Here is a 17,387-nt window from a genome sequence, read left to right as displayed (position 1 = left end):
TTTACATATTAATTCATTGATTGTTTTTGAGGAAAATAAAATAAAAATACTAAACTAGTCTATCATTTTCATTTCTGAAAAAGGATAATACACAAATTCCACCTTGCCAATAACGTTATCTTCTTCAATATACCCTAAACCATTTCGACTATCCTTACTTTGTTCACGATTGTCTCCCATTACAAATAACTTATTTGGCGGAATTCTTGTCTTTTGAAAGTTGTAAAACACTTGTGTATTATTATATAAATCTTTATTTATATAAGGTTCATCTTGCTTTTTGTCATTTACGTATACAGTTCCATTCGTTATGTTAATTATGTCACCAGGAAGTCCTATTACGCGTTTCACATAATATTTCGACTCATCCTCTTCCTTAATAATGACAATTTCTCCGTGCTGTAAGCTAGAAAAATGTACAGCAGCTTTATTTACAAATACGTAGTCTTCTTCATGTAAAGTCGGCTGCATCGATTTTCCTTCCACCTTACATAAAGTAAAAGACTGGTACGTTACTACCATGACAAATATAAATAGTATGTATTTCCCCCAACCTCTCTTAATCTCCTCTTTCATATCTATTCCCACCTTATCAAAACACTTTTCAACTCAAAAATATATCACTGCACCTGTTCATTTGCGCAGTGATATACTACAATTTGAATTTTATTTTACTGTGCCGTACTCGGCTGTTGTGCTACTGGGACTAGACTTACACCCGATCTCTGCGCTTTTAAATCAAAATATGCATCCAAAATCTCTTTACCAATTGTAGAATTAATACCTGATTTATCATTATTCACCCATGGCACAACAACAGAAAAAGCGACTTCCGGATCAGCGTCATATGGCGCATACCCGGCGAGAGTTAAATTATAACATTTTTTTCGATAGTTGTTTTCATCTCTTCCAATATCACTTTCTCCACCGTACACTGTCTCTGCTGTTCCTGTTTTTCCAGCCGGTTTATAAGGTAATCCTTTAAAAGTTCCAGCACCGGTCCCATCTACCTCTTGGAAAACCCTTCTAAATCCTTCTTTCACATGATTTATATATGAAAGGTCCATATCCACTCGATTTAACACGACTGGTTCCATCGATTGCATAACTTTCCCGACTTCCTCTGGTCTATTTGGTTGCTCTCTAATTTCTTGTACAATTTGTGGTTTCATTCGGTAACCGCCATTTGCAATCGTTGAAATATATTGAGCAAGCTGCAGCGGCGTATATGTATCATATTGTCCAATGGCATAATCAAGTAAAAAACCAGGTATATTATCGGTTCTACCCATTTGACCAATCGATTCATTTGGCAAGTCAATACCAGTTGGCACACCTAAACCAAATTGTCTAAAATAATAACGCATTTTATTAAACGCTTCTCGTTTAATATCTAACGGATTGTTTGGTACATAATCAATCCCCGCAATCTTTAACGCCGTATTAAACATGTAGACATTGGATGAAACTTGCAATGCTCTTAAATCATCAATATCTCCAAAGTCTTTCCACGATTTCTTCGGCTTCGAACTTCCTTTAAAGTACATTGGTGCATCGAAAAAATGCGTATATGGCTTAATCGCTTCTGTTTGATATCCAGCTAATACCGTAGCTCCTTTCACAGTTGATCCTAACTCGTAAGAACTTATCATCGTTCCTAAAGCGTAGTCTTCTATTTGCATCCCGCCGTCTTTATTTACAATTTTCTTTCCTGCTAATGATAGAATTTGACCATTTTTCGGATTCATCATAACGACGAATGCACGATCCATCATCGGTTCAGAAGAATGGAATGCTCTTAAATTCCTTTCAAGACTTTCCTCCACCTTTTTCTGTAAATCCATATCAACTGTTAACATTAAATTATTTCCACTTTTTCCTTGTGTCACTTTTTCAGTCCGAATAATATTTCCAGCTCTATCAGTAATATTTTTAGACTGTTCTTTCGTTCCATGTAATACATCTTCGTATTGTTTTTCGATGTAACTCTTACCAATACGGTCATTTCGGTTATAATCTCGTACTAAATAGTAGTCTAATTGTTCCCTTGGTAACCCTTCATTTTCACTCGAAACACTACCAAGTACAGAACGTAGTATTTTGTCATTTGGGTATTCGCGCTCCCAATCCACAGTCGTATCTACGCCTGGCAAGATCGATAATCTTTCACTCACTACCGCATATTCATTTTGACTTACATCTTTTTTGACGATTTGTGGCGTCATTTTATATCCCGCATTCATTTTGCTTTTAATTGCTAGTACTTCTATATCCTCTTTCGATAGCTCGTTTAGTTCTTCTTGTGTAATTCTTTCTCGTCTCAACTCTTCTACTTTTTTATCTAATTCTTTTCCTTCTATTTCCTGCTTCCTAAATTTACTCTCATCTTCTTTCGTTACTTTTGTTGCTGCACGTTTTTCGTTTAACTGCATCCAAAAATCTTTTTTATCTGTCTCTGTTAACTTGTCCATATCTTCTTGTGGCATTTCAATTAGCTTTGCTAAATTTCTTGCCACTATTAAAACCTCTTTTGAGTCCACTCCTTTCATCTTCGTATATGTAACTGTTCGTAACGGTTTATTATTTACAATAACTTTTCCTTCCCGGTCAAACATCTTCCCTCTCGGAACTGGAGTACTCACCGTTACATCTTCCTTTTTATTCACTTCATTTCGATACGTTTCTCCATCAATAATTTGTACTTTACCTAATTGAATAATAATAGTTGAAAATAAAAGAAAAACGATAAAAAATAGTACATTTAACCGAAACGGAATATGAGTCTTTTTCTTTTTCGACTGTTTCTGCTTCTCCTTTTTCTGTCTCATTTTGCTCCCTCGCTTCATTCTATTAACATTTCTGCGCAAAAATCATTATGTATTAAATTTATTTATATGGTATATATAGAATTTTATATTAGTTACAAAAGAAATAAAAGATTTAATTTTCAGTTTTTGTATTTTACACCCTATTTATTACCATTCCCCTTAGTACGTAATAACATGAATATAATGCATACAAAAAACTGAGGTGGACATCATTCACCTCAGTTTCTTTACGAAAACAAAAACTTATTTAATCGAAGATAACCCTTGGGCAAATTCGCCGATCTTATTTTGAAAAACAAAATCAAAATTATATTCTTGCCCTGTTAACTCTTCATTTACTAAAATCGTTGTTGCGCCTACTTCCCTCTTTGCGATCTCTGGGAATGAAGCGACAGGCTGTACTTTGAGTGATGTTCCCATTACGAGAAGTACATCTGTTTCATATAAACGTTTGATCGCATTTTGATATTGAGGTAACGTATCTCCGTATAAAACAACATCTGGATTTAGTATGAAATTACACTTCCCGCAGCGCGGCACTTCATGATCAATCATATATTGTAAATCATACCCCGTTTTACACTTCGGGCAATGTGCAGTTTGAAGTGTTCCATGTAAATCAATTACATGTTTACTACCACCTACTTGATGCAAACCATCAATATTTTGCGTTAAAATCGTTATATCTTTTCCTTGTTCCTCTAGTTCCGCTAAAAAGCGATGCCCACGATTTGGTTTATATTGATGAAACGTATTTATTTGAAAGATTTCTTTATAATGCTTCCAAAATTCTTTCGGATTTCTATTATAATAACCTCTCGACAAGTACATCTCTACATTTGCATCAGCATACAATCCATTTGCTGAACGAAAATCAGGGATTCCACTTTCTGTGCTTGCACCAGCACCTGTTAATACTGTAATTTTCTTTGCTTGTTCTAAAATTGAACGTACTTCTTCAAATTGCACAAAAATCACCTCTATGTATTTTCCTATACTATATTATACCAGTTGTTTACAGACGGTGTTGTACAATTCATTTTACTTACTACGTTGCATTAACTAAAATCAAACTTTTTGGGCGTAATTAAAGTTTCCAAGATAACTACTGTTCAATTAAAATAAAGTTATTTAATTTTAATTCCCCAAACTGGCATAAAACCTTTCGAAAATTCAAACCAGCTTTAAGAATAATTGTTTATCTTATAAATTCACAACTGATTATGTTATGGAGAATGCTTAAGATTACTGAGTGTTCCAGATACATACGTTATTCCGCCTCATATACCATTAAGTCAACAATATACACTTGTTTGTAACGGCGTAGCATTCTTAGTAGCTAAAGCACTCTCACCATCAATTTTGGAATGTTTAGAGGTAGATTCAGTAAAAGGTGTGTCTAATGTGCAAATGACGATTTTTTCAATTCATTTAGAAAGTAGCCAGAAGGCTGCTTTTCTTCATCGATGAGCTTAGATAGTTATGGACTACTGGGAGCCCCTTAAGTTATACTTGTATAATATCAAAAATTAATAAGGGGAAATATTAACATTATGAAAGAAAAAAACGAACTTGTTCAAAGTATTCCTCAAACAGGATTTTTTGGGCATCCAAAAGGATTATTCACTTTATTCTTCACTGAGTTTTGGGAAAGGTTTTCTCATTACGGAATGAGAGCTATTTTGCTGTATTATATGTACTATTCGGTCGCAAAAGGCGGATTAGGAATTGATCAATCTACCGCAACCTCTATAATGGCAATTTACGGTTCCTTACTGTTCATGTCTAGTATTATCGGTGGATGGATATCGGATCGTTTATTTGGTCCAAGTAAAACCGTATTCTTTGGTGGCTTTTTAATTATGATTGGCCATCTTATTTTAGCTTTACCGGGTAGTAAAAGTGCGTTATTTATCTCTATGGTCTTCTTAATTCTAGGAACAGGGTTGTTAAAGCCTAACATATCGAACATCGTAGGAAGTTTATACAGTAAAACAGATGCGCGTCGTGACTCCGGGTTCAGTATATTCTACATGGGTATTAACTTAGGTGCCTTACTTGCACCTTTAGTTGTCGGAACATTAGGTCAGCAATATAATTTCCACCTTGGTTTTGGAGTTGCGGCAATTGGTATGGCAATTGGGTTAGGGGTATTTGTTGGAACAAAACAGAAAAACCTTGGTCTAGTCGGTACGCAAGTACCTAATCCATTATCAGATTCGGAAAGAAAAAAGACTATTAAGTATTTCAGTGTTGGTCTGGTTGTATTAACATTGCTAGGTGTGGTTACAATTCCAACTGGGTTGTTAACTATAAATCGTTTTACATTCCTGATTAGTATCTTAGGGATTGTTATTCCAGCCTATTATTTCATTTATATGTATCGTAGTCCTAAAACAACAAAAATAGAGCAATCTCGCCTTCTTGCGTATATACCACTCTTTATTGCAGCTACAATATTTTGGTCTATACAAGAACAAGGTGCTATTATCTTAGCGACATACGCGGATCAACGAACTCAATTACAGTTCAATGGAATTACATTGCATTCCGCTTGGTTCCAATCATTAAGTCCAATCTTTATCGTAACGCTTGCCCCGATTTTTGCATGGGTTTGGATAAAGTTAGGCAAGAAGCAGCCTTCAACGGCAAAAAAATTCGCTATTGGATTGCTATTTGCAGGTTTATCATTCTTAGTTATGATTATTCCGGCTTTAATCAACGGTACTCACTCTTTAGTGAATCCTATGTGGTTAGTTCTTAGCTTCTTTTTAATTGTAATTGGAGAAGTTTGTTTATCTCCTTCAGGGTTATCAATAACGACGAAGCTGGCTCCAGCTGCTTTCTCTTCGCAAACCATGAGCTTATGGTTCTTATCAACTGCGTCTGCGCAAGCAATAAATGCCCAAGTTGTTAAACTGTATAATCCTGCAACAGAAGCAATTTACTTTGGTGTTATTGGTGCTATCTCCATTTTAGTTAGCATCCTGCTGTTTGCATTATCATCAAAAATCCAAAATTTCATGAAGGGACTCCAATAACGGTCTCTTATTGAAATGAACAAATACAAGTTTCTATGTGAAGAGTAGCCAAACGGGTTACTCTTTTTTTCTATAACCATAGTAATCTCCAAACAAACGCAATATAATGTGTGCTGGAGCAATGATATTTCTAGGAAAACAAAACATACCTAATAGACTAATGCAACTCGGTAAGAGAGCTGACTATTTATCTAAAGAGGAGCTTCTTAAACATAAAGACTGCGTCATCGATTTACTCGATGAACGGGAAATTTGCGAATAAAAGACCAAAACTCCAACTCATTCATGGTTTAAAATACTGATGAGCTGGAGTTTTCTCATTGCTATATATACAAATAAAATAAAGATTACTAAAGGGATATATGTGAAAAACATATTACGCCTATGTTTAAACCTCAGTTAGTTGAACCACTACTTGCTTTTCTTCTAATCTACGTAATACTGCATCTTCATAGGTTTGAAATACTTGATCAACATTAATAACATCTAATAGATATATGATTCTTCTTTTTAAGATAGGATCTAAACTCTGTATAAGCTGTAACAGTTCTTCATTTGTCCTGCTAATCTTCCTAGGATATTTCACTCCAGCTTAATTCATACAGGAGGTGTTGTACAATTCATTTTACTTAATGCGTCGTACCCCCGCACTCTACAATATCTACTTCAACTTCCGTCGTTACCTCAATCGCCAATTCTACCCCTTTACTAATAGTAGAAAGTGACATACTCGGTTGCCCTGGATAGTTACTCGCTTGTTCTGGTAAGAACGGAATATGAACAAATCCACCTTTTATTTTCTTATCATGTTTCTCTAGTTCATGCATGAGTCCATAAAATAAATGATTACAAACGAATGTACCTGCAGTTTGTGAAACGGAAGCTGGTATACCTTCTTCACGAAGTTTCTTCACAATTGCTTTCATCGGAAGTGTAGACCAATACGCAATAGGTCCTTCTTCTATAACCGGCATATCCACCGGCTGATTTCCTTCATTATCAGCAATTCTTGCATCATCAACGTTAATTGCTACACGCTCTATCGTAATATCTGGTCTGCCCCCAGCTTGTCCAATGCATATAATCATTTCAGGCTTTAGCTCTTCTATATACTCTTTTAATACGCTTATTGATTTATGAAATACAGTTGGAACTTGTTTACTTATAATCTTGTATTCTCCAATTGTTTTTTCATGTAAACTTTTTACGACTTCCCAAGCTGGGTTGATACTTTCTCCGCCGAACGGATCAAATCCTGTTAATAATACTGTTTTCATAGTTTCACTCTCCTAATTAGAAACGATATACAAGACCGTACATGATAAACATATTAATAATGAAAATGGAAAGAGCAATTGGTATTTGTGCCTTAATAACAGCGTTCTTATCTTTCAATTCTAAAAGCATTGCCGGAACAATATTAAAGTTTGCCGCCATTGGCGTAATGAGCGTTCCGCAATATCCAGCAAACATACCGAGCGCTGCCATAATTGCTGGGTTCCCGCCGTGCATTTGTACAATTAGAGGTAAGCCGATTCCGCCAGTGATTACTGCAAACGCGGCGAATGCATTCCCCATTACGACTGTAAACAGCATCATTCCTAAACAATACGCCATAACAGCAACGAACGGGTACTCTGTCGGTAACACTTGTCCTACTAAATCAGAAACGACTTGTCCTACGCCAGACTTCGCGAAAATACCGCCAAGCGCTGCTAACATTTGTGGTAAAATAACAGCCCAGCCGACAGCCTGTAGTAATCTGCTTCCTTCTTGGACAGGCGTTGTTATTTTCGCTTTTGTAATACGCATCGCCGCAACGAATGCGAGTAATGCTCCTAACGCTAATGCAACTAATGTTACTTTATCTGGATCAACCAGTGCAACATTTCCCCATTTGATTTTCCCTAACGTTAACGTTCCGATAATTGTAAAAATAGGTATTAATATTGCAGGCATAAAAATTTTATTTTTTAATTTCTCAGCATGTTTCACACGTTCTTGTACTGGTACTTCTTTCTCCTCGGATTTTGTTACTTTATTCAATGAAGCTAAAACGACCATAGCGAGCACAATACAACCAACGTAAAACGAAGGGATTACATTTCCGAATAAAAATGTAACTGCAAATAACGCCCAAAATAAGCTAGAACCAAATCGATTTGGATGTTCACGATCAAATGCAATACGAACAGCGATAAAGGCAACGATTATACCTAATACATAATAAATTGTATCCATTGTTATGATGTTCATCTTATATAGCCTCCTTCTCTTCTTTTTCTTCTGCCTTCATCGTTTTCTCTATATACTTATCAAACCTTCTAAATCTAATCCAGCTTACAATAAGGGCAGATATTGCAGTTGGAATACCCCAAAGTGCCATATCCCATACACCGACATGCATACCTACTGAATCGAAGAACCCTTTCATTAATAAAATGGCACCAGTTGCGATAAAAATATCTTCTCCGAAAAACCAAGCTGTGTTTTCCGCAGCTGCCGCGTTTGCTTTAATCTTTTCTCTCAATTTTTCAGGGAGTTTACCGTATCTTCCTTGTGCAGCTCCTTCTGCCATCGGGGCAACGAGTGGTCTTACCGTTTGTGCATGACCACCAATATTAAGACCTAGTGCTGCTGATGATTCTCTTATCGTAAAATATGACATTAATACTCTTCCAGTTGTTGCGCCCTTTGATTTCGTTATAAGTGCCTCTGCTCTTTCTTTTAAACCATAACGCTCTAAAATTCCGATTACCGGTAAAGTTAATATGATTGGCATAGACATATATCTGTTTTCTATGAAAAATTTACCGAACATGCTGATTACATCATAAAAACTTAAGCCTGAAACCATACCAGTAACAATACCTGCAACCATTACTACTAACAGTGTATTTAATCTAAATAAAAACCCAACTGCAACAAGTAGTATCCCGATTAATTTAATCATTCCAGCACTTCCCCCATTTTTTATTTCGGTGCACAAATAGAAACACCATTAAGTTCGAATGTTCTGTATATTCTCTCCGCAAATTGGACTGCTTTCTCCCCATCACCGTGTAAACATATCGTTTGCGCCTGAACTGCTACTTTTCCTCCATTAACAGCTTCTACATACCCTTCCTTTACCATTTGAAGCACTTGTTTTATCGCTTCATCCTCATTTTTTATAAGCGCATTTTCTTCAGTACGACTCGTTAAAGTTCCATCCCGCTTATACGTGCGATCAGCAAAAGCTTCTTGTACGAGAGTTATATTATATTTTTCTGCTGCCCTTATAAAAGCCTCACTATTTGCTAATCCGTAAAGTAATAATCCAGGGTTAATATGACAAATTGCCTTTGCGATTGCATCTGCAATTTCCGAATCAGTTGCCGCCATATTATATAAGGCACCGTGCGGTTTTACATGTTGCATTTTCCCCCCAGCAGCTTTAACAAATCCGTCTAATGCACCAATTTGATATAAAACATAATCGTATACTTCACTTGCTGAAACATGCATGTTCCTTCTTCCAAATCCAATTAAATCGGGAAATCCAGGGTGTGCGCCTATTGCTACGTTTTGCTGCAGAGCTTTTTCAACCGTTTGCCTCATAACGGACGGATCACCAGCATGAAAACCACAAGCAACGTTTATAGAGGAAACGAACGGCAGAATTTCATCATCATTCCCCATTTTATAGGCTCCAAAACTTTCTCCTAAATCACAGTTTAAATCGATTGTAGTCACGATGTTTTCCTCCTAATCTCAGCTTCGTAAAGCGATGAATTTCTTTAATAGGCTCATACTTGTTTCCTGCTTTATATATAATTGCGCAGCTTCTTCCATAGTTATTTTTTCAAAAGTTACATAGTCTCCTGGTTTCAGCTGCGCTAGAAGAGGTAAATCTACTGAAACTACATTTCCAATTCTCGGATAACCACCTGTCGTTTGTCTATCCGCCATTAATATAATAGGCTGTCCACCATTCGGTACTTGAATTGTTCCGAATGTAACGGGACTCGATAAAATTTCTATCTCTTCCACTCTATTTAAAACATCTCCGTCAAGCCTATATCCCATGCGATCAGCATAATTGGATACTTTATACTCTTTCGAAAAAAACGACTTTATACTTTCTTCTGTAAATTGATCATATTCAAAGTCTGTTATGACGCGAAGAATAGGATGCTTCTTATATTTTGGTAAAGCATCGTTGCAAATTGCCCACTTCGTTTTTATACGCTCTTCTTCTTGTAAGTTTTGAATGAAACGACTAGCAACTTCTGCCCCTGTACCAATTTGAAAATAATCTCCTTTTTTCAGCATTCTCCCTTCAATACCGCCAAGAGCAGCACGTATGTAAGTACTTTTACTTCCCATCGTACGATCAATATTTATACCGCCCGCAAAAGTCACATATGCTCTGCAACCGCTTTTCGCTTTTCCGAGGCAAAGCATGCTTCCTTCTTCAGCTAATATAGGGCGCCATAACGGAATTCGCTCTCCATTTAATAACGGTTCCATATCTGCACCGCCAATCGCGAGCAATGTCGTTTTCTTTATTAACAATTTCGGTCCCATGATCGTCATTTCGAGTCCCGCTTCATTCTCTTCATTACCGACTAACATATTGATTAGCCTAAGTGCATTTTTATCCATAGCCCCGCCAACAGGTACACCGTATTGTTGATAATGAGATCGTCCTAAATCTTGGACTGTTGTAAACATTCCTGCATGCAAAATCTCTACATCCATTCTTTAGCCCCCTCAAGCGATACGTACTCTTCCTTTGTTATTGGTATAAATCGTAAATACATACCACTTTGAATATATGTTGGTGTTTCTTCTTTTGGATTAAATAGAGAAATAGGCGTTCGGCCGATAATATTCCAGCCTCCTGGTGTTTCGAGCGGATAAATACCCGTTTGATTTCCGCCAATCCCTACTGAACCAGGAGCGATTTGTAACCGTGGTGTTTCTTTTCTAGGTGTTTCTAGTTCTTTTGATAATCCCCCTAAATAAGGGAAGCCAGGCGTAAAGCCTAACATATACACGAAATATGTTGTTTCACTATGTATTCGAATAACATCCTCTACTTGTAATCCTTGATAATGCGCAACTTCTTCTAAATCAGGTCCATATTCTCCCCCGTAACACACTGGCATAGAAATATGTTTCACATCTCGGTTCACTTCTTCTTTATAAGAATCAGACAGCTCCCGTATATACTGACAAACGTAATCATATGGTCTTATATTTCTATCATTTTCCTTCCATACTTCGTACAAATTGTAATAAACCGCTAATGAAGTAAACGACGGAACGCATTCAACCATTCCTGCAAACGGATGCCGACTCAATGCTTGAAATAATCGTTGTACTTTTTCGTATATATCCATCCCAATTTCTTCACCAAATGTAACAATAATTGCTTGATCCCCTAACGCAGAAAATTTCATCCCACTCCCTCTTTCTATGTCAAAAAGCCGAGTTCTTTCGAAATGCGGTTCGCTGTTTCTTTCACTTTGGCAGTAAAATACGCAATGTTACTTTCGCTATACTCAATTGCCAATCCCGAAATACTAATGCCTGCTACAACCGTTCCATCACTTGCAAAAATTGGAGCTGCTATAGCCGCTGTATGATTTTCAAGTTCAGAATAACTAATTGTATATCCAGCTTGTTTTGCCATATGTAACACTTCTAGTAAATGCTCCTTATTCACAATCGTTCCATCTGCAAACTGCTTTAAATCCGTTTCTTCTACGTACTTTCTTTTCTCTTCCTCAGAAAAATACGATAGTAAAATTCTCGGACATGCACCCGCATAAAGCGGTGCTCTTCTTCCAACCGCTGTATAAACACGTACTGGCTGAACTCCTTCCATCTTCTCAACGTAAATTGCGTCATTACCATCTTGAATAATTAAATTTACTGCTTGCCCCAAACTATCCCTAAGCTCTTTCATATAAGGAATCGCAATATTTCTTACGGATAACCTTTGTGAAACAAGTTGGCCAAATCGTAAAAAAACGACTCCGAGACGATACTTGCCCTTTTCTGTTTTTTGTAAAAAGTCCATTTCTTCTAACGAACCAATTAAACGATAAACAGATGTTTTCGGCATGTTCGTAAGCTGAACCATCTCTGTCAAACTTAGCTCCTCATGCTCATAAAACAACTCTAAAATATCCATTGTCTTAACTGCCGTTTTATTTATACTCATCCTATCTCCTTTTCGTTCCGAATTTCGGAACTACAATTCCATTTTTCGAAACAAACCTATAATTTAAAATTATAAAATATTCTTTCAATTCTATCAATATATTTTTCGCAAACAAAAAAGTATGGAAGAATATTTCTCCCATACTTTTGCTTTACTTTATAACGCTCTCACTTGTTTCAGCGGCCAGAAAACAGCTTGTCCTTTTCCAACGATTTCATCTTCTGAAATAAATCCAAACATACGACCGTCTTTAGACACTTCACGATTATCTCCTAAAACAAACACTTGGCCTTCGGGCACTTTCGTTTTTCCTGTGATTTGTTCTAACGTGAAATCAGGAGTTAATACACGACCAGACGCCTTTTCTTTAAATTCTTTTAAATATGGTTCTTCCATCGCTTTTCCGTTTACATATAAAACATCGTTTTTATACTCAACTGTATCGCCTGGCAAACCAATTACTCGTTTTACTAAATCGTATCCTTCTTTTCCGTGGAAGACGATAACGTCAAAACGGTCTAATCCGTTTATATTATAACCAATCTTATTAACGAGAACTCGCTCATTATTTTCTAAAGTTGGCATCATCGACTCACCTTGTACTAATGACGGTGTAAATAAAACACCGCGAATAATAGCGATTAATACAAGGGTAAATCCTATCGTTTTAGCCCATGAGAATAATTCTTTCTTCGTATTTTCCTTCATCGTTTCTCCTCTTTCTTAAGTGTTTATTTTATCCCGCATTAACGGGCAGTAAGACCCCACCTCAAAATTCAGCGAAAACAAAGAAGCTAGGTGGGGATCAACTGCTCGTAAAAGCCCGATTGGTTCAACTAATAATCAGTGGGGGATGCCCCCCCACTGATTAAAGTTTCACTTTATCATTTGAACTAATTCTTGTACTAAATTAGAATCAATTTCAGAAAAACATGATTTCCCTTCTCTTACCGCTGTACCGACATGAGCTTGAGAAATCCCAGTTTCATCTAGCAATTGTTTTACATTCTCTTTCGTTACTCCGCTTCCGACAACAAGTTGAATTTGACCATTACTTACCTTTTGCATCTCTGTAAGCACTGGAATATTATCGACTATACTTCCCTGTCCACCCGAAGTTAAAACGTGAGTCACTTTATGAAATCCCTTTAAAGTTTTCATCACTTCCACTGGATTTTCTGTATCATCTATCGCACGGTGATACGTTACATTTATGCCATTTACAACAGATAATAATTCTGTCAATTTCTCTTCATCTACTTCATTTTGTTCATTTAATACGCCTAATACAACGCCTGCTGCACCCAACTTCTGTGCAACGATAATATCTTCTTTCATCATTTCAATTTCTTCTTCCGTATATGTAAAAGACTTTGCATGCGGACGAATCATAACATGAACTGGTATTTTCACTGCTTCTACTGCTTTTTTTATAAAAGCATAGCTCGGTGTTAAACCACCTTCTGTATATGATGAAATGAGTTCAATTCGATTTCCACCAGCCTTTTCAATTCGCTTTACATCTTCTAAACAAGTTGCAATAACCTCTAGCATGAGATAACCTCTTTTCGTGCTTTTTTTTCATTATACAGTAGGCGAAATAAGAAGCATAGCATTCCACTATAAAACTACAAAAAGAAGAATGAAAAGAAAGATTTTTTAAATTAACAATAAATGCAATATATGTTATGTTTTTCTTAGAATTATACATTCTTACATTATTATAAAAGGATGTAAATGTATATTTCTTACAAAAAACGGTTCTTTATCTCTAGTTCATTTATTGTAATTACATCACTTTGCACGATTACTTTATTAACAAAGCAAAATACAAAACTAGATTCCTCATCTTCAAGTATAGAAAAAGAAACGATTACCCTTTCATCAAGTAATAAAGAAGAAATCCAAACATTTCGTTCGTCTTCATTTAATAATTCACATACATTCAAAGGTGACACAGGTACAGGCTTTGACTTTAGCGGCCAAGGTGACTTACATATTACAATTAAAAATACTGGTACAAACAGTTTACCTATTCAATTAAATTCAAAGAAGATCGTTTAGTAAAACACACGTTACAGCCAAATGAAAGTAAACCCTTCACTTTACGTTCACTAATCGCCAATCCTTTACCAGGTGATTATTCATTATTTGCACATAATCAAGACGGTTCTGAAAGTAGTACGAATCTTGAAGTACAGCCACAATAGAACAATGACATAGTACACGGAATTATATCAACGATTTTTCGAATATATCTATCACAACTCTAAATATATCAATGACTCAACATAGAGTATCAATTCACCGACAATAAAAAGTCTGCTCCAGAACGGAACAGACTTTTTATTTCTTCATCACGACCGAAACGCCGCATCCGCCAGCATAGATAGTGTTGCATCATCCATCGGGGGATTGTGTAGTCCTGCTCTGACGTTTAAATAATAGCGATGAAGCGGATTTTTTTCTGATAAACTTTTCGCTCCTACGATGCGCATCGCTTTATCTACAATAGATATTGCCGCATTCGTTACAGCATATTTCACTGCTGCTAATTCTGCTTGCAATGATAATTTATCTTCTGCCTCATCGTATTTTTTCGCAATTTGATATAAAAAGACGCGAGCTTGCATAAGCTCAAGTTCTAATTCTCCAACTAATCTTCTAACATTCGGTAATAAACTTATAGAATGATTTAAACTGTTCGGCTTGTATGATACCGCAAACTGAACTGCATAATTTCTTGCTGATTGTGCAATTCCTAAATAACATGCTGGTATATGTAGCAACCAGCCAATACCCTTTTGTTTCATTTTCCCGCCCCATACATCCGTAAAAAAGCGGTTCTCTATCTCTACATTTTGTAAGACAAGGTCGTGACTAGCAGTCCCTCTCATCGCGACGCTATCCCATGTTTCTTCAATGGATACACCGAGCGTATTTCTCGGAATGACAAACTCACCAACTTCTTCCCGGCCTTCAATACTCGCTGAAATAATAAAATAATCAAGTATTGGCGCCATCGTTGTAAAAGTTTTCCTTCCATTTACAACCCACTTCTCGCCTTGTTGAATCGCTATTGTTTCTGGTTTACCACCACGCGTCGGACTCCCTGTTTTCGGCTCTGTTGCTGCCCGGTTGAAGAGCGCACCATTACGCACTTCTTCGCAAAACCATTTGAACATCTCATCATTCCAAGAGCGATTTTCCGCTAGCTCTTTCACAATACCAAGATGCCAGCCAATCGATAATGCAGTAGCTCCGCAGCCTTCCGCGATTTTCTCTTGAAATAAAACGAAGTCATATAAAGAAATTGCACTACCACCAAATTCCTTCGGTAACGTTAATTTCGTATATCCGATATCTTTCAAATTATTAATATTTTCATACGGAAATACTCCTAATTCACTTAGTTGATGCTCCCTTTCCATGAACTTCGGAATCAATTTATTTATTTGTTCAATAATTAAAGATTGTTCTTCTGTTTCAACAAATGAGAGTGCCATACTATAATCTCCTTTTATGTTCGATTCATAAACCGTTCATTTTGTCATTATGATTATATGAAGCTACCTCTTTATTGTTTCACTATTCCGATGAAAATACAATGTTTTTGAACAATAAGAAAATTCCCTATTAAAGATAGGTTCTTTCCTTATATTAATCTCCTTTCAATGCCTTTAATGGCAATGAGGTTACATATCCAATATACGAGCACAATTCTTTAAAAAAGAATGGAATCTCTGTATCTAACGTTTTATACGCTGACGTTGGAGTTGGTGATGCATACGCTTCAATTTTAATATGTTTTGCAATTCTCATCGCACGTTTCATATGAAGTGGATCACTTACAATCGTATATGTGTGTATTCCGTTCTCTATTCCAACTTGCTTTGCATTCTTTAAATTATCCTCTGTGAAAAGGGATTTTGTTTCAATTAAAATATCCTCTTCTTTTACTCCTTGTTTCAATGCATACACTCTAGCAGTACGAGCTTCTTCAAGCTCTGCCTCAAACTTTGTACCACCTGTGAAAATAATCTTTTTAATATTACCATTCTTATATAAAGAAATTGCATGATTAATTCTCTCTTTAAATACAGGAGATGGTTTTCCGTTCCATGAAGCTGCTCCTAGCACGATACCAGCATCTGTCTTCACTCCATCATCTGTTTTAAAACGATAACTCCAAATATCGTAAGCTGCATAACTTACATATAAAATAATAGAACAAATCATAAGCAAGAATACTTGCAAGATTCTTCTTTTCTTACTCTTCTTATTTTCTTTCATTTATAACTGCCTCCGCACATCATCCATACTTCTATATAAAAACGTATATATCAAATCATTTTGTTTGAATTTGTTTAAAAGAAGGAATTTTTCTTGTCATATATGTTCATTAAAGGGTTTTCATTTAAAATTGAGGATTATCAATTCATTTTTCGTTTGCGGTTTTCTTTACCTTTATGTAATTTATAAGTTTATTACCATACAACTACATTGTAACGAATTTTTTATCATAATGGAATGATGAAACAAAAGTAAATAAAAGACGTAACTGTTTTGTAAGAAAAAAGGTATATTTTTCAACTAGACGATTAATACACCTTTCTTAATATGAATTATCGTTTTTCTTTATACGATTCTAATTTTTCTAATAACCGTTCCTTTACAGCTGGCCATTCACTTGCAATAACACTGTATACAACTGCATCTCTAACATGCCCACTCGGTAATTTTCTCTCGTTTCTAAGTACACCCTCTTTTACTGCGCCGAGTCTTTCAATTGCTCTTTGTGCTTTTTCATTTCGTGCATCCGTCTTAATTTGTACTCTCCGCATATGCAACTTTTCAAAAGCATATTGTAATAACATGTACTTACATTCTGTATTCATACTCGTACGTTGCACACTTGGGTCATACCACGTTTTCCCTAATTCCACCGTCTTATCTTCAACTGAAATGTTATATAAGCGTGTACTCCCTACTATTACATTTGTCTTTTGATCCACAACAACAAATGGCAAATCCTTCCCTGCCCCATAAGCTTTTATCGCCTTTTGAACATATTGCTGCATATCTTGAACAGTATCCATTTTAGAGATTAAATACGCCCAAATATCTCGATTTCCTTCCACGATTGAAAACATTTTTTCGACATCATTGCTATCCATCAACCGTAATTTTGCTCTTTCATGATTAATTTCCATTTATTACCCCTCCTCTCTTGTAACTATATCATACAAAATAATAATGTATTATTAATATATAGTATATTAAACAGCGTAAAAAACTCGCTTT

General features: G+C 36.0%; 16 protein-coding genes and 1 pseudogene. 2 read left to right on the top strand and 15 right to left on the bottom strand.

The features are described 5' to 3' along the window. Positions 1 to 54: 54 nt before the first annotated feature. The 3 genes from lepB (JDS80_RS17880) to JDS80_RS17870 form a co-directional block, all read right to left on the bottom strand. The gene (lepB, locus tag JDS80_RS17880) at positions 55 to 576 is read right to left on the bottom strand and encodes a signal peptidase I (protein WP_199639448.1); all 522 of its coding nucleotides are present in this window, start codon (positions 574 to 576) and stop codon (positions 55 to 57) included. 95 nt (positions 577 to 671) lie between these two features. Continuing rightward, positions 672 to 2,846, bottom strand: coding sequence for a peptidoglycan D,D-transpeptidase FtsI family protein (locus JDS80_RS17875; RefSeq protein ID WP_180237359.1), 2,175 nt, complete (start codon positions 2,844 to 2,846; stop codon positions 672 to 674). Positions 2,847 to 3,071: 225 nt separating this feature from the next. Next, positions 3,072 to 3,797 (bottom strand): NAD-dependent protein deacylase, encoded by a 726-nt coding sequence (locus JDS80_RS17870; protein ID WP_071772965.1) that lies wholly within the window; start codon positions 3,795 to 3,797, stop codon positions 3,072 to 3,074. Between the two features lie 584 nt (positions 3,798 to 4,381). Here JDS80_RS17870 and JDS80_RS17865 point away from each other — a divergent pair. Further along, positions 4,382 to 5,869: a peptide MFS transporter gene (locus JDS80_RS17865; protein ID WP_071746449.1), complete on the top strand. Its 1,488-nt coding sequence runs from the start codon at positions 4,382 to 4,384 to the stop codon at positions 5,867 to 5,869. Positions 5,870 to 6,498: 629 nt separating this feature from the next. Here JDS80_RS17865 and pcp read toward each other — a convergent pair. The 9 genes from pcp to JDS80_RS17820 all read right to left on the bottom strand — a co-directional run bounded on the left by pcp (position 6,499) and on the right by JDS80_RS17820 (position 13,637). After that, a complete protein-coding gene (gene pcp / locus JDS80_RS17860) occupies positions 6,499 to 7,146 on the bottom strand; it encodes a pyroglutamyl-peptidase I (RefSeq protein WP_071746450.1) in 648 nt (215 codons plus the stop codon). 16 nt (positions 7,147 to 7,162) lie between these two features. Then, the gene (locus JDS80_RS17855; protein ID WP_199639447.1) at positions 7,163 to 8,125 is read right to left on the bottom strand and encodes a DUF979 domain-containing protein; all 963 of its coding nucleotides are present in this window, start codon (positions 8,123 to 8,125) and stop codon (positions 7,163 to 7,165) included. 1 nt (position 8,126) lies between these two features. Beyond that, complete coding sequence (locus tag JDS80_RS17850; RefSeq protein WP_071711743.1) at positions 8,127 to 8,822, bottom strand: DUF969 domain-containing protein; 696 nt, start codon at positions 8,820 to 8,822, stop codon at positions 8,127 to 8,129. A 20-nt stretch (positions 8,823 to 8,842) separates the two neighbouring features. Then, the gene (pxpA, locus tag JDS80_RS17845) at positions 8,843 to 9,604 is read right to left on the bottom strand and encodes a 5-oxoprolinase subunit PxpA (RefSeq protein ID WP_199639446.1); all 762 of its coding nucleotides are present in this window, start codon (positions 9,602 to 9,604) and stop codon (positions 8,843 to 8,845) included. Positions 9,605 to 9,622: 18 nt separating this feature from the next. Further along, positions 9,623 to 10,612, bottom strand: a complete 990-nt coding sequence (locus JDS80_RS17840) for a 5-oxoprolinase subunit C family protein (RefSeq protein WP_199639445.1) — start codon at positions 10,610 to 10,612, stop codon at positions 9,623 to 9,625. Beyond that, entirely contained in the window at positions 10,603 to 11,316 is a 714-nt protein-coding gene (gene pxpB / locus JDS80_RS17835; RefSeq protein ID WP_199639444.1) for a 5-oxoprolinase subunit PxpB, read from the bottom strand. Before pxpB ends, JDS80_RS17840 begins: the two co-directional genes overlap by 10 nt. A gap of 14 nt (positions 11,317 to 11,330) precedes the next feature. Further along, positions 11,331 to 12,083, bottom strand: a complete 753-nt coding sequence (locus JDS80_RS17830; protein ID WP_071746456.1) for an IclR family transcriptional regulator — start codon at positions 12,081 to 12,083, stop codon at positions 11,331 to 11,333. A gap of 156 nt (positions 12,084 to 12,239) precedes the next feature. After that, a complete protein-coding gene (gene lepB / locus JDS80_RS17825; RefSeq protein ID WP_098889309.1) occupies positions 12,240 to 12,791 on the bottom strand; it encodes a signal peptidase I in 552 nt (183 codons plus the stop codon). A gap of 168 nt (positions 12,792 to 12,959) precedes the next feature. After that, a complete protein-coding gene (locus JDS80_RS17820) occupies positions 12,960 to 13,637 on the bottom strand; it encodes a copper homeostasis protein CutC (protein WP_199639438.1) in 678 nt (225 codons plus the stop codon). A 148-nt stretch (positions 13,638 to 13,785) separates the two neighbouring features. Between JDS80_RS17820 and JDS80_RS32125 the strand changes: the two are divergent. Beyond that, positions 13,786 to 14,293 (top strand): annotated as a pseudogene (locus JDS80_RS32125) (hypothetical protein). Between the two features lie 147 nt (positions 14,294 to 14,440). Here JDS80_RS32125 and JDS80_RS17810 read toward each other — a convergent pair. From JDS80_RS17810 to JDS80_RS17800, 3 genes are all read right to left on the bottom strand, one after another. Then, a complete protein-coding gene (locus tag JDS80_RS17810) occupies positions 14,441 to 15,589 on the bottom strand; it encodes an acyl-CoA dehydrogenase family protein (protein WP_199639430.1) in 1,149 nt (382 codons plus the stop codon). Positions 15,590 to 15,743: 154 nt separating this feature from the next. After that, complete coding sequence (locus JDS80_RS17805) at positions 15,744 to 16,376, bottom strand: YdcF family protein (protein ID WP_071746460.1); 633 nt, start codon at positions 16,374 to 16,376, stop codon at positions 15,744 to 15,746. A 332-nt stretch (positions 16,377 to 16,708) separates the two neighbouring features. Continuing rightward, positions 16,709 to 17,296: a GNAT family N-acetyltransferase gene (locus JDS80_RS17800; protein ID WP_199639428.1), complete on the bottom strand. Its 588-nt coding sequence runs from the start codon at positions 17,294 to 17,296 to the stop codon at positions 16,709 to 16,711. Positions 17,297 to 17,387 lie beyond the last annotated feature (91 nt).

Origin of the sequence: Bacillus cereus group sp. N8 (assembly GCF_016483685.1) — a bacterium.
Taxonomy (GTDB): Bacteria; Bacillota; Bacilli; order Bacillales; family Bacillaceae_G; genus Bacillus_A; species Bacillus_A proteolyticus.
Note: the sequence above shows the minus strand (reverse complement) of the source record. Positions and strands in the feature narration are given on the sequence as shown.

Coding starts and splice junctions, on each gene's coding strand:
- lepB (WP_199639448.1), bottom strand. CDS start 576: ATGAAAGAGGAGATTAAGAGAGGTTGGGGGAAATACATACTATTTATA.
- JDS80_RS17875 (WP_180237359.1), bottom strand. CDS start 2,846: ATGAAGCGAGGGAGCAAAATGAGACAGAAAAAGGAGAAGCAGAAACAG.
- JDS80_RS17865 (WP_071746449.1), top strand. CDS start 4,382: ATGAAAGAAAAAAACGAACTTGTTCAAAGTATTCCTCAAACAGGATTT.
- pcp (WP_071746450.1), bottom strand. CDS start 7,146: ATGAAAACAGTATTATTAACAGGATTTGATCCGTTCGGCGGAGAAAGT.
- JDS80_RS17855 (WP_199639447.1), bottom strand. CDS start 8,125: ATGAACATCATAACAATGGATACAATTTATTATGTATTAGGTATAATC.
- JDS80_RS17850 (WP_071711743.1), bottom strand. CDS start 8,822: ATGATTAAATTAATCGGGATACTACTTGTTGCAGTTGGGTTTTTATTT.
- JDS80_RS17840 (WP_199639445.1), bottom strand. CDS start 10,612: ATGGATGTAGAGATTTTGCATGCAGGAATGTTTACAACAGTCCAAGAT.
- pxpB (WP_199639444.1), bottom strand. CDS start 11,316: ATGAAATTTTCTGCGTTAGGGGATCAAGCAATTATTGTTACATTTGGT.
- JDS80_RS17830 (WP_071746456.1), bottom strand. CDS start 12,083: ATGAGTATAAATAAAACGGCAGTTAAGACAATGGATATTTTAGAGTTG.
- lepB (WP_098889309.1), bottom strand. CDS start 12,791: ATGAAGGAAAATACGAAGAAAGAATTATTCTCATGGGCTAAAACGATA.
- JDS80_RS17820 (WP_199639438.1), bottom strand. CDS start 13,637: ATGCTAGAGGTTATTGCAACTTGTTTAGAAGATGTAAAGCGAATTGAA.
- JDS80_RS17810 (WP_199639430.1), bottom strand. CDS start 15,589: ATGGCACTCTCATTTGTTGAAACAGAAGAACAATCTTTAATTATTGAA.
- JDS80_RS17805 (WP_071746460.1), bottom strand. CDS start 16,376: ATGAAAGAAAATAAGAAGAGTAAGAAAAGAAGAATCTTGCAAGTATTC.
- JDS80_RS17800 (WP_199639428.1), bottom strand. CDS start 17,296: ATGGAAATTAATCATGAAAGAGCAAAATTACGGTTGATGGATAGCAAT.